Raw genomic sequence first — 12,702 nt, 5'->3', positions numbered from 1 at the left:
GCATCGAACACTTCGAAGGTTTACACACGAGCTGTCGGGTAGAGAACGCAGGCTCTCGTTCAGGGCTCCGGTTGCACTTTGAGCCTCGGTGCACACCTCACCGATCGATCGCCAATCCTACATCAAAAGACCCGAGTCATGAAAAGACCTCCGGCGGGCATGCCGGAGGTCTTCTTGGAGGTTAGCTATGTTAGATCCTAAGCCTTTTCGTTTTCTCCTTCCGTTTATTGAACAGAATTAGAAGTTGCGCTGAGCGCGGAGCATCATTTGGAAATTGCTTTGATCCTTCAGCTCATATGCAGCTGCTGGTTTTGCGATGCCAGCCTGCGCGGGCGCCGTAACTGTACTGCCGCTTGCATACTTCTGATCAAGCATGACGTAAGCGGCTTCTGCCGAGAAGGTCAGACCCCTGACGGGGGTCCATCGAGTGGCCACACCAACAACCCCATAGTTGAAGTCGGGATTGCAACCGCCCGCTCCGCTGGACAGAGCAAGCGTTCCTACGAGCGCTCCGCAGATGTAGCCTTTGGCCGTGTTGTTGTATCGGACAGCAGCCCAGCCGCCGAAAAGAGCCGAATTCCACTGCGGATTCCAGTTATGAGTATAGGCGCCGTTGAAGCCGTAGCTGGTGGTCAACTGCTGGCCAGCTCCGGTTACGAAGACTGAATCAGAGACACCCGCAATGCCGAGACTCTGGTAAGCCCCTCCCACACCGGCGCTGCCGTACATCGCGTATGTAAACGCCGTGTAGGGTTGGAAGTTGTAGCTGCTGGCACCATTCGTATAGACGCCCTGAACGTTGATCGTATCGCCGGCGCCAGTCGGAATATTCTTGATCGACAGCGCCAGCTGTCCAGCCCAGCCCCATTTGTCGTTCGGATGCCCGGTCGTTTCATCGAGCCCGTAATAAGCGGCGTGATTGTCGTGTGCGGCGACGGACGCTTGAACAAGACCCCATGCTTGATCAACCCGGAGCGCCGCAACGAAGTCTGGAGATCGAGTACCTCCGATGTCGCCGGCACCGTAGCTGCCCGCCATGAGACCTGCCGCCGTCGCGCCACTTACGTTCCAAATGTTAGTTGTGGTGTGACCGGCCTGATCCTCGGCGGAGAAGCTCGCGGTGATACCTTGGCCGAAATCAGCCGTATACGCGACTTGATTGACAGCTTCCCACCCGCCGCCGCCGGGCAGACCGTCAAAGCTGTTGCCGGGATAGTTGGCCCAGGGCGACGAGAACTGCGACTGGGCACGACCGAAGGTGAAGCCGGCGAATTGGAGGAACGCATAGTACACGCTAAGACTACCGCCGGAGATCATACCGCTGCCACTTCCAGCGGGGTTGCTGCCGTTATATGCAGTTGCGCCATTCGTGAGATTTGTGCCGGCGCCGGCATAACCGCCGGCCGTCCAAGTGAATGCCAGCTCGGCGTATGTACGGACCACGCCGTATTCAGTCGCAGTACGTGTATCGATGCCGAGGTCCAAGCGGGATTGCGACGTGAAGTAGTTGCTCAGGCGGTTGTGCGCCCCACCGACGCCTCCTGTGGCAGGCGACCAGACGCCGTTCGAGTTGAGGATGGCCGTGCCGCGTACGTATCCACCAAGTTTAATGCAAGTGTCGGTACCCGGGATGTAATAGAAACCAGCCCCATAAAGGGAGCAGATCTTCACATATTCGATGGCCTTCGCCTTCACGGGAAGGTCGGCCGCCTGCGCTCCGACGCTCGCGAACATCGCGGCCGAGCCAAGGATCAAACTCTTCATCAACTTCATTACTGGAACCTCCAAGTTGGAAACGTCGCTTCCGTCCTTCAAAGATCCGCCTCAGCCGGCCTCGCGTCTGGCGGGTGCTTGACGGACGACGTCGAGGCGCCCCCTCTCCGTCCGCTCTAGGGATAATTCTGATCTTTAATTACTGCAATGAATTACTTTTAGTAAGCTATATTTGGACTCGAACATGTTGCGTGCGAGCAACACGGGCGACGGCGCAATCTCAGAATGTCAAAATAGGCAAAAGAAAAAGCCCGTCAGGGGGCATCCCGACGGACTTTCTGGAGATTTGGTATGAAGCTTGAAGAGCCTTCCTCAATTGACTTGAAAAGGCCTATCGTAGTTGATTAAGTTCGTCAATTAATTTCATACATGGTACCTATGTTTTTGGGGACCTTCCCTGCCCCTTCCAAGACAGATACCGCTGTTAGGAAGATGGGCCGAACTCAGCGTCACCGGTCCTCTCGCGGGATAGCAGCATGGCTGAAGAACAAAAAACCGACAGATCCATCAGGGACTTCGTTTGGAACATCGTGGAAGTCCATTCTCAGCTGGAAGAGATACACAAAAGCTGGGCGCAACTGCTGGGATTGACTGAGCCGCAATGGCTGATCCTTATGGCCATCGACGAACTGGACGAAGGTCGCGGCGTTTCAGGGATAGGAGTGGCGGGAAAGCTCCGAATCCATCCGCCCTTCGTTACCAATCAAACAAAGCAACTCGAAGCGATGCAGTTGCTGGCCAGGAAGCCTTCTCCAGATGACGCACGATTCGTACAGATGTCATTGACTGATAAAGCACGCGCGGAAATTTCGAAGCTTTCGAGGCTGAGAGAGGCGTTGAACGCGACTTTGATGGAAGGCCTTGATGAGGCTTCGTTCGAATACCTCAACAAACGACTGACTTCGATTGCCAAGAACTGCCGGCTGGCTTCGCAAAAACTTACGATTGGAGTCTTATAAGCGCCGCAGGGCAGCTAACGGCATCATCGCTTTAGTTTGCGGTCCAGCCAATCGAAAATGCAATCATCTGACATCACGAAGTTCTCGAAGTACTCACCGTGCTCCGCGGAGACAATTTCGGGTAGCATCAGATCCAAAGGGATGCCCTCTGCCGTACAATCGGCGTGAAGTTTGATGGCTTCGGAAACGCTAACGAGACCACGGCCGCCTGCAACTACGAGTGCTGGACAATCTAACCGCCGCGCCACTCGGGAACGCCGTGGCGATACCTCCTCTTCGGTTTCCTCACATGCCGCGCCGGTGATCCAACCGATAGAAGCCAGAGTTCGCGCGGAACTCCAAAGCCCGCCGTCACAAACCGCAGCGGCGACACGTTTATCGAACGCAGCGAAGTTTGTAGCTATCTCCGCTGATAACCCATCACCGTATACACCAATTCGTCTTCTATCGACTTCCGTGCGGGATGACAGATGGTCCAAACATAGAGATAGAAGGATCTTCGATTCACCGGGGGAGTATTTTACAAGCTCCTCGCGGGCGACGATGAGAACGGACATTCCATGCTTGATGGCTAAAGGCAGGAGCCTACCAAGTAGCATCGTCCTTTTGTCTTCATCGCTGCTGAGGCAAATGACAGCGGGGCAACATGATTTCGGAGCGCCTCCAGGCAAGTATAACGCGGACAATATCGTGTGATCGAATCCGACCTCTAAGTTCTCCGCTGCGCCGCCGAGGGATACGCCGAAGCGCTGGATGGCAGCCTCGACCTTACCTTCGACATCTAAGCGGTCTCGATCGTCTTCGAGCAGCCTCCTGGCGACCTCAAACGCAGTCAGCGCACAGAGCAACGCCTCCGTGGCCTCGTCGAAAGCTTGCACCTCTATGTCCAGATGGCTTTTGCGTTGATAATCATCTCCAGTCCTCACCCACGAGCTGGCCCAGTTCTGCCGCCGCGCTGGCGTGCAGTGCTCGAACGTTAGACCGCGGACAAACGAAGAGACGTCGCGCCGAGTAGATGCCAAATTGCTCCACCGGCGAAGCCGAGCACCAGACTCCATCGATTTGACCCCTTCGTGCAACTGAGAATGCGCCCGATCTGATGCCGATTATGTGCCTTCGAAGCGCAATGGCTTCTCCCGACGAGTCGCCGCTTGTCGCAGCGCGAGACTCTAGGAGTTCCGAGCGCCGGATTCCCTCAATGGAGGTGCGGAAGGGCGCGAAATCCTTTGCCAGCGTCGGATTCCTGGAGTTTTTGTGCGAGCTGCGAGAGGATTAGCTCCAACATATGATTGGCGAGCGCGTTCGCGGTAGTTCATTGGTGCGAAGCGCAGGTCGTCCGGAGACTGCCTATGCAGGGCCGCGGCCCATCGCCGCGACACTTTCGTGAACGGCTTGCATGTTGCTGCCATATTTATTGGGGTCTCACGGGCAGCAACGCTTCGAAGCTGACCAAACGAAAAGGCGCACTCGTGTCTACCAGATTGCAGGACGCCCGTTATGCGTGATGGCCGTCAGTAGTCTCCCTAGCATGTGACTATTTTAGCGGTTGGAAGCCGGCGGAAAACTCCTGCGCTGCTGCCCGCGCGCAGGCCTCCGCTTCGTTTGAGAGATCCATCGCGCGCTTTTCCTTAGTTACCGTCCCGGTCCAGCAACGCCGAGCGAGAGCAGTTCTCGAGCACCTCGATTCATAAACGAGCGAGTCCTGCTCGGTCCGTATTCCTTCAATCGGCGCATATTTTCCAAGGTAAAGAGCGATTTTTTAGCGCGTTTCGGCTTCAAGGCGCGCTAGCATTCAAGCATGACAGCCGAAAATCAACCGTCTCTAGGCCTCCTGCTCCTCGAACGTGGGGCTCAGCCTGCTTCAACACGCCCGCCGCTTCCGGGCTCGCTTGCAAATCCGGCTACTTTCGACTTTCCGGTCATCTCCGAAACTGTTCAAGGAGCCTGGGTCGAGAACGTCGTACGCGGCGACCCAACTCTTGAGTCGCCCTACATCGCAGCCGCCCGACGATTAGTTGAACGAGGGGCGATCGCAGTAACTTCGAACTGCGGCTTCTCTGTTCGGCATCAGGCGGCGGTGGCCGCGTCGGTTGATGTTCCGGTCGTGATGTCGAGCCTGCTCTTGTTACCGGCCCTGCTTCGCCAGATGCCGCGGAATAGGAAGATGGCCGTTCTCACATACGATTCAACCCATTGCGGTGACGAGCTGCTGGGCGTTGAGGAGCCCTCGGAACGAGACAGAATCGTTATTGGAGGCATCGAAGGTGGCAAGTTCTGGCATGACGAATTGAAGCGACCCGCGCCGCCGCTTGACGTTCCCGCAATCGAGGCCGATGTCACCGCTTGCATTGCGCGCCTTCGGGCTGCGCACCCTGAAATCGGTCTGCTGTTATTTGAATGCGCCGGATTTCCCGTGGTCGCCGCGGCAGTCCGCCGCTCTGCGAAATTGCCAGTTTACGACATCACCACCCTCTGCCAATTGACCATAGCTTCCGTCATGGCCGGACTAGTGCCTTGAAGCAGAATCCTCGCGCCTAAAGCGGATTGCCCCTACGTCCTTCTTCCAAGTTGGCCATGGCCACATTGGCTTGGACGAGCCGCTCTACGGCGAACAGCCTCATCTACAACAACGCCAAACTCATATCGGCTGGGCGAGGCTGGAGTCAGTCCAGCGTACCGAGCAGTCCCGCCATCAGACGGCCGCGCTCCGCCAGGCTGTTTACTTCGATAAACTCCTCGAGCGTGTGAGCGTTTCCGCCACGCGCGCCGAGGCCGTCGAGAGTCGGGATGCGCAAGGCCCCGGTGAAGTTGCCGTCCGAGCCGCCGCCGGCGCTCACATGCGGCAGATCACTTCCTAGGGACCAGGCAATGCCGCGCGCCTTTTCATAGAGCGCCATCGTTCCCGCATCAGGCTCCCACACCGGCCGGGTTACCCCCCGTGTCACCTTGAAGGCGACATCATTCGTGGTGCCCGATAGCGCCAGCATTCTCTCGACGCAGCGGTCGAGATCGGGTTGGCGCTTCGCCATAGAAAGCGCTTCGCCGGTGGCCGTCGTGGCGACGCAATTCACCCACTGTCCCCCATGTACGACCCCTACGGAGAACGTGCAATCGTCCGTCGTCATGGCTTCGATCGCCAGGATCTGCCGCGCCATCTCACGGATCGCCGAGCGGCCCGAAGACAGCGTCGCGCCCGCATGGCTTGGCCGCCCCGTGGCTTCGAGATTGAAGCGCGCGATCGCATAGCGCCCCGTGACCACACCGTTGTCGGTGCGTCCCGGCTCGGGTACCAGCACGTATTTGTTCCGGGCGGCCTCCGCCTCAATGATGTCCCGCGTGGAAGGCGTGCCCACTTCCTCGTCCGGAGTGAACAGCACCGTGATCGGCAGCGGTGTGGTGAATGATGCGCGGATCAACTGCCTGATCGCTTCCAGTGAGAGATAATTTCCGCCCTTCATGTCAAAAATGCCAGGCCCGTAGCACTTGTTGCCCTCACGGCGCCATGCAAGCTTGTCGATAGTGCCGACGGGGTGCACGGTGTCCAAGTGTCCGGCAATCAAAATGCCCGGGCCGCCTTGCTTAGGATGCGGAAAGCGCGCACGGACAATGCCGCCAAAACCCTGGCGCCCGGCGATGCGCTCGATCGTCGCGCCGATTACGGCCATCTCCCGAGCTGCGAGATCGAGCATACGTTCGACTGCAGTTACGTCCCATGTCGGGCTTTCGCACTCCACCCAGGCGCGCAGCTCCTGCAGCATCACCTCAGAGTCAAAAGGAAGATTGGCTATGTTCACGAGACTATTTCCTTCCGTTGTTTGGGCGTCTGATCAAGACAGCATCCACAACTCATGTTTCGGTGCTATAGGCTATTCAGACGATGCACGACCGGTCAGAACGATGGAGGCGAACAGGCGCTTACCACCTCGCAGGGCTCGTCCCCGACGCACCTGAATCGATGGGGTAGACTGCTGGAGAAATAATACCCGTCGCCAGGGCTTAGCACACGGCTCTGATCTTCGACTGTCACCTCCAAGCGCCCACTTATTACAATTCCCCGGTCCTCGCCGGCATGAACGAGCCGCACTTTTCCAGTATCCGATCCAGGACGGTATGTTTCCTTCAGAATCTGGATTGAACGTCCTACCCTATTCTTTCCAATCTGGAGATAGGAAATTCCTCCCTTCCCGATCTCGGTGAATTCCTTCTTTCCAAAGAAGATCTGGTCCCTGCCCTGCTCCGTCAGGCAGAAAAATTCCGCCAAGCTGATCGGAATGGCATCTAAAATGCGTTTCAAGGCCCCCACCGAGGGATTAGAATGTCCAGCCTCTATCAACGAGATAGTTGAATTGACGACGCCCGCCTTTTTCGCCAATGCCCTCTGAGACATCCGATTGCGCTGCCTAATTTCGCGCAAACGTGCCCCGACATTTTCGTTGACGCCTTCGGGCATATTTCCGGTCCGTCCACCTGCAAGGTGCCAGTTCCTCCTAACGCGCGGAAGACGTTCAATCAGTTGAGACTCGTTTGTAACTTCGTGTCGCTTCGAATCCATTCGATACTCACCGTGGCTGTCAACTTATCAGACTGACGTGCGCCATGGCCGCGACGATTTCAGCCTTCGTATCTCCTCCTACGGGCACCAACGGCAATCTCACAGTCGGCAAACACTTTCCGATCAGCGACAGCGCATGTTTGACCGGCGCTGGGTTGCTTTCAATGAATAGACTAGTGTGCAAAGGCGCGAGCCCGTCTTGTAGTTCGAGCGCTGTCCTGTAGTCGCCAGCCAGGCACGCGTTTTGGAAGTCGGCACAAAGGCGCGGAGCGACGTTCGATGTCACGGAAATCCAACCGTGGCCACCATGAGCCATAAAGCCGAGAGCGGTGATATTTTCACCAGAGAATTGAATAAAGTTTCGTCCCATTGCGGCCCGCTGCTGCGACACGCGGCCCATATCGTTGGTCGCATCTTTTACCCCAGCGATGTTCTTCAATTCGGAAAGCCGGGTCATTGTCTCCAGTGACATGTCGACAGCGCATCGACCGGGGATGTTGTAGATGATTATAGGGATTCCGATTGCATCATTGATCGCCTTGTAGTGCTGAAAAAGACCATCCTGAGTTGGTCTGTTATAGTAAGGAGTAACGATCAACACGGCGTCTGCGCCGACCCTCTCTGCGTGCCTGGCGAGGTCTATTGCTTCGGACGTGGAGTTAGAGCCGGCACCAGCGATTATGGGCACGCGCCCTCTCGCCTGGTCTACGCACCATTGAACGATCTGGTGGTGCTCTTTGTGAGAGAGAGTAGGGCTCTCGCCAGTCGTGCCGACGGGCACCAAACCATGGATCCCCTGCGCAATCTGCCATTCTACAAGGTTCCGAAACCTCTCCTCGTCCAGAGCGCCGCTCTCAGCAAAAGGCGTAACCAGAGCAGTAAAGCATCCTCGAAAGCGCGCCTTTTCTATCATCTGCATCTCTTTTTCGCTGGCTATGCACCCGTCTTTCGCCGGACATCAAGAGTTTGCTCGAACTCCTACGGTGCCCGTGGATATGCTCTCCGCGCCGGGATCAACGTTCGACTGGCACAATAAAGACGCGCCCATATCGATTCCACCGACAATGCCACCAAACGCGCTTAATTTCAGCGCTCCACGGCTTTCCATGAAGATTCTGATCGACGTTCACTTCTCACCGGCGCCCGGGATGAGTCAATGCGTTGCCCGCTGACCGATTGCGAACGAGCATACAGAGCTGCTCCCGGGTGCGGAGCCCGCCGGCTGGGACATCCACTTCATTCGAAATGCCTGCTTGGTTGTTGCAATTGGCTCCCGTTCACCGTTGCAGGAGCGAGGGCTAGTTTACGCTGTGCCCCCACATTGCGACGGTCCCGCAGGATTGGAACAAGGAATTGCAGGAATTCTGCGCGCAACACGCGTTTTCGCTCAGAACCGGCAGTGTGGCATTCGCTATTGTGTATTCTCGGGAGCGGGTTCGCGGCGGCGGCAGCCTTGGAGGAGGAAGATGACGGCAAAGGATTTGCTGCCATGTTGCCACCCTGCAGCCAGTCGAGTGGCATGTCGTCTCTCGTTGTACGGCAGGAAATGGGGGCTTTGCTCCGTTGGCCGCCATCGTTCCGCGGAGTGAAGACGATGAATCGGGCGAATGATGCAAAGCTTCTAGGCGCCTTACAGCAAGCGCTCGGCGATCAGCTCGTTCTGACCGGCGGGCGAATACCAGCGAAGGCAATGAGTGATCGAAGCCGCACGGGGCACCATCTGCCGATGATCTACATTCGCCCTCGCAGCGTCCAGGACGTGTCAAGCGCGTTGCGGATCTGCAATGCGCACCGCAGCTCGGTCGTCGTCCAGGGCGGCATGACGGGATTGGCAGGGGGCGCTAATCCCGAGTGCGAAGATGTTGTCATCGCGATGGATCTATTTGCCGGTGTTGAGGAGATCGACAGCAACGCCGCGACCATGACGGTACGAGCGGGAACTATCCTGGAGGATGCACAGAAAGCAGCAGAGGATTCCGGCTTTCTCCTTCCGATCGATCTCGGCGCGCGGGGTTCGTGCCAGATCGGCGGCAATCTTGCGACCAACGCGGGCGGTGTCCGTGTCATCAATCATGGTATGACGCGCGACAACGTATTAGGGCTTGAGGCGGTGCTAGCAGACGGAACGGTGATCTCCTCGCTTAATCGCATGCAGAAGAATAATACTGGGTATGACCTTAAGCAGCTTTTCATCGGGTCCGAGGGAACCCTCGGCATCATAACACGCGCAGTGTTGAAGCTGAAGTCACTGCCAGCTTGTCGAGCAACGGCGTTGTGCGGTTTGCGGAGCTATGAGGATGTACTACTCTTGCTCCGCAACGCGGGTAAGCTGATGGGTCTCTCGGCCTTCGAGTTGATGTGGGGAGCGTTCTTCCGCTTCAGCTCTAAGGCGGAGGAGTTCAGAGCGTTTGAGACTGAATACCCCTTTCTGATCATTATTGAGCAGTCTGGCGAGGCTGTAAATCTCGAGGAATTCCTCGCGACAATGTTTGAGGAAGGGCTGATAGCGGATGCGTTGATTGCCAAGTCCGAGAAGGAACGCGAAAAGTTCTGGAAGGTGCGCGAAGGGCTCTCATTGGGTACCTTGCCAAAGCTGATCGAATACGATGTCAGCCTGCCGATCGGATCGCTCGACTTATATGCGCAGGAGGTGACTACAGCGCTGGCAGCTGAGTTTCCGAGTATTCACGTCTCCGTTTTCGGCCATATCGCGGACAGCAATATTCATCTTTGCGTTTCCGCCGGGCAAGTCGATGCGGCCGAGAAGCACCGCATCAATACCATAGTGTATGATGGTGTACGCAACCATCGCGGCTCCATATCTGCCGAACACGGCATTGGTCTGCTTAAGCGCGAATACCTATCATACTCCCGCAACCCGGAAGAGCTGAACTTGATGCGGCGCCTCAAGAAGACACTAGATCCCCATGGTATACTGAACCCGGAAAGGATAATCTGCATCGCGCCAACAGACCGCTCAGGCTGCAGTAACGGTCACGCGCACCCGCAGCGCTAATGCGGCTACCCAGAGCAAGGCTGAAACCAGAGCGTGCTCGTATTCGAAATCGTAGCAGTTCAGTTGCCAAAGGCTGACCGTTGGCGACAAGCGGGCCGAAAGGCAGTTCATCTTGGAAGATCCATTCAGAGCGCCCCAGCCGAGAGGATCAAGGTTCGGCGAGTAGCCGCGATCGTGGGTGACGGCATCAGTCGGCGAGGGCGACGGATGCGGTGATTGGGATGAGAACGGCAGCCGACCGCGGTGGGATGGCTAGGTTGCTGTCAACGCGGCGCCACCTGGGATCGTCGACAAGCCGGTACCGCAGGGGCGTAGGTTGACCGTCGACGATCACTGAGAGCTTATCGGTCTGCTGGCCGGAGAAGTTACTTACCACCACCGCAATCTGACCATCCCGGTGCCGAAAGGCGGAGTACGGATGGTGTCGGCTGCCGTCCGATCTACGCACGTCGACGCCCACTGTATCGATGAAGGTGGCATCCCACACCCATTCACGGAGTTCGGTCCGAAGCTGATCCATTCGTGCACCATAAGCAACGGTATTCAACGCGTCAGAGAGACGGCCTTGGAAATTGAACGGCTCATAGCTGATCACGTAGCGGTAGAGCAGGCATTGGTTGATCATGTTACGGTCGTCGAAGCCGGTAACTGCCGTCATCAAGATAGCGTCGGGCCTAAGATAGCGGCTCACGGGCGAATGGTTCGGATGTTCGCTCCTGTGATAACCGAGCTGGTATGCATCCAGCTGCCAGTCGTAGGGCGCCTCGCAGGCGAATAGGAAGTTATCGCCAACCCCGCATTCCTTGCGGAATCTAGTAACAATCTCGCGATCGTTCGCTGATACCGGCGCAGCACGCCGATGGTTGTGGGAACCGTCGAAGCATACAAGCGCCGGCACGTGACTCCACGCCTGGTCATGTAGGATGCCGTCGGCATTCAGAAGTACAATCTTGGCGAATTCCTCCTGACAAATCTGCAAGTACCGCTCGCTCAGGAAGCACATCGGGACTAGCCGTTTGGTGTTGATATCCAGCAATTGCGTGATCGTGTCGAAACGGTAACCCGGGTGCATGTAATAGTCGCCATACGGGTCCTTGACAGCTTCGTTAGCAAGTACGCGGTGGAACCACTCTGTGGAGCGGTCTGCCTTGATGAATTCGGTAAATAGCACGATTTTCACCCCGAGTTGCTGACAGCGCGCAATCGCAGTGCGCAGCGCCTCACTCCCGCCGAGTTCCTGGTCAGGGTCGCATGAAGGGTAGCTCTGATCCATGCCGCCTTCCTGCCAGCCGCTGAGCTGGATCGCGGCGACTCCGTGCTTGGCGCACTCCGCGGCAATTTCGGGCAGCTGTGCGAAACTGACCCGACGCCGTTGCCCCTCTCCTGTTTTAAGACATAGTTGAAGCCAAGAATGCGGCTCGGAGGCCCAACTCGGCGCAAGCGCGGTATCCAAACCCCACGCGGCACGGCGCTGCTTGTAGCGGTCGACACCAGCATGCCAGTCGCCCTTATACGCCGCCATGGCAATTGGCGTCAGGGCACGGTGCTCACCGGGCCCAATGTAGGGTACGTGGACCGCTGCGAACCGCACCGCGACCGTATGCGCGGCGGTCTCGGACGCACGTGCACCCGACGGTGTTTCCGCGTCGAGCGAGTCACCGTAACCTGGAGTGAGCTCGGCCAACCACGTCACCAGTTCGACGGACGGCTCGTCCACTCCGACGTAGACGCCCATCGCGCCATCCTCAAGGAGGATCCATGGGACCGTGGGAATACTGCCGCCGAGACTGAAGGGGTGGCTGTGACTCCAGTAGCCTATCCCGAGCGTCGTCCAACGGTGCGCATCGCTTTTGAAATTTGGCCAGATGCTGGAGCGTCTTCCCGTGGCGTACGAGTATGCAAAATAATCCAAGTGGCCGCTTGGCGGCGGCTGGATGTCACCAAGTTCAGGGAAGTACACATTCTCGATAACGTGGTCGCTCTTGTTGTTCAGTGCGACAGCAAAGACAATCCGGTCTTCGTGCGCAGTGATCCTTGTCTGCACGTTAATAGGGTGTCTGTTGCCGTGGTCGTCCACGACGCCATCCCACGAACAGATTACGGTACGACCGTCGTCGGTTATCGAGCTAGTGGGGTCGTCTTGCTGCCAGCCCTCGACATAGTTTGAGCGTCGGTCGGGCAAGGGCACCAGCAAACGGAAGGATCGGCCGAGCTCGGTGCGGTCTAGCAGGCTCCATTCTCCGTGCCGCATTCCGGTCACGGCTCCGGTTTCGATGCTGATGGCTACCGCTAGATCTCCTGCTCGCAGCCAGTGGGCTGCCGCACCTTCGCATCGTGTCATCGTTTTCAGCTCTCGTCCGGTGGGGATTGAATCTCAAGCTAAACGGATTAGCCGGGCTTTC

Annotated in this window: 9 protein-coding genes; 3 read left to right on the top strand and 6 right to left on the bottom strand. The window is 57.3% G+C overall.

Annotated elements, in window-relative coordinates:
• Positions 1-237: 237 nt before the first annotated feature.
• The gene (locus tag FXB40_RS25040) at positions 238-1,773 is read right to left on the bottom strand and encodes a porin (protein WP_148774844.1); all 1,536 of its coding nucleotides are present in this window, start codon (positions 1,771-1,773) and stop codon (positions 238-240) included.
• Between the two features lie 476 nt (positions 1,774-2,249).
• Here FXB40_RS25040 and FXB40_RS25035 point away from each other — a divergent pair, with 476 nt between their 5' ends.
• Entirely contained in the window at positions 2,250-2,732 is a 483-nt protein-coding gene (locus tag FXB40_RS25035; RefSeq protein WP_148774843.1) for a MarR family winged helix-turn-helix transcriptional regulator, read from the top strand.
• 23 nt (positions 2,733-2,755) lie between these two features.
• On the opposite strand, the gene FXB40_RS25030 is transcribed toward FXB40_RS25035, so the two are convergent.
• On the bottom strand, positions 2,756-3,610 hold the full coding sequence (locus FXB40_RS25030) for an alpha/beta hydrolase family protein (RefSeq protein ID WP_148774842.1): 855 nt from the start codon (positions 3,608-3,610) through the stop codon (positions 2,756-2,758).
• Positions 3,611-4,530: 920 nt separating this feature from the next.
• Here FXB40_RS25030 and FXB40_RS49290 point away from each other — a divergent pair.
• Positions 4,531-5,250: an aspartate/glutamate racemase family protein gene (locus tag FXB40_RS49290; protein WP_246207917.1), complete on the top strand. Its 720-nt coding sequence runs from the start codon at positions 4,531-4,533 to the stop codon at positions 5,248-5,250.
• A 145-nt stretch (positions 5,251-5,395) separates the two neighbouring features.
• On the opposite strand, the gene FXB40_RS25020 is transcribed toward FXB40_RS49290, so the two are convergent.
• From FXB40_RS25020 to dapA, 3 genes are all read right to left on the bottom strand, one after another.
• Complete coding sequence (locus FXB40_RS25020) at positions 5,396-6,526, bottom strand: M20/M25/M40 family metallo-hydrolase (RefSeq protein WP_148774841.1); 1,131 nt, start codon at positions 6,524-6,526, stop codon at positions 5,396-5,398.
• Positions 6,527-6,621: 95 nt separating this feature from the next.
• Positions 6,622-7,182 (bottom strand): cupin domain-containing protein, encoded by a 561-nt coding sequence (locus tag FXB40_RS25015; RefSeq protein ID WP_148774840.1) that lies wholly within the window; start codon positions 7,180-7,182, stop codon positions 6,622-6,624.
• Positions 7,183-7,303: 121 nt separating this feature from the next.
• On the bottom strand, positions 7,304-8,197 hold the full coding sequence (dapA, locus tag FXB40_RS25010; RefSeq protein ID WP_148774922.1) for a 4-hydroxy-tetrahydrodipicolinate synthase: 894 nt from the start codon (positions 8,195-8,197) through the stop codon (positions 7,304-7,306).
• Between the two features lie 681 nt (positions 8,198-8,878).
• Between dapA and FXB40_RS25005 the strand changes: the two genes are divergently transcribed.
• Positions 8,879-10,300 (top strand): FAD-binding oxidoreductase, encoded by a 1,422-nt coding sequence (locus FXB40_RS25005; RefSeq protein ID WP_148774839.1) that lies wholly within the window; start codon positions 8,879-8,881, stop codon positions 10,298-10,300.
• Between the two features lie 187 nt (positions 10,301-10,487).
• Here the strand turns inward: FXB40_RS25005 and FXB40_RS25000 are convergent, their stop codons facing one another.
• A complete protein-coding gene (locus tag FXB40_RS25000; protein WP_148774838.1) occupies positions 10,488-12,377 on the bottom strand; it encodes a DUF6259 domain-containing protein in 1,890 nt (629 codons plus the stop codon).
• Positions 12,378-12,702: the final 325 nt, after the last annotated feature.

Source organism: Bradyrhizobium rifense (assembly GCF_008123425.1).
Lineage (GTDB): Bacteria > Pseudomonadota > Alphaproteobacteria > Rhizobiales > Xanthobacteraceae > Bradyrhizobium > Bradyrhizobium rifense.
This window is presented reverse-complemented; position numbering and strand designations above follow the sequence as displayed.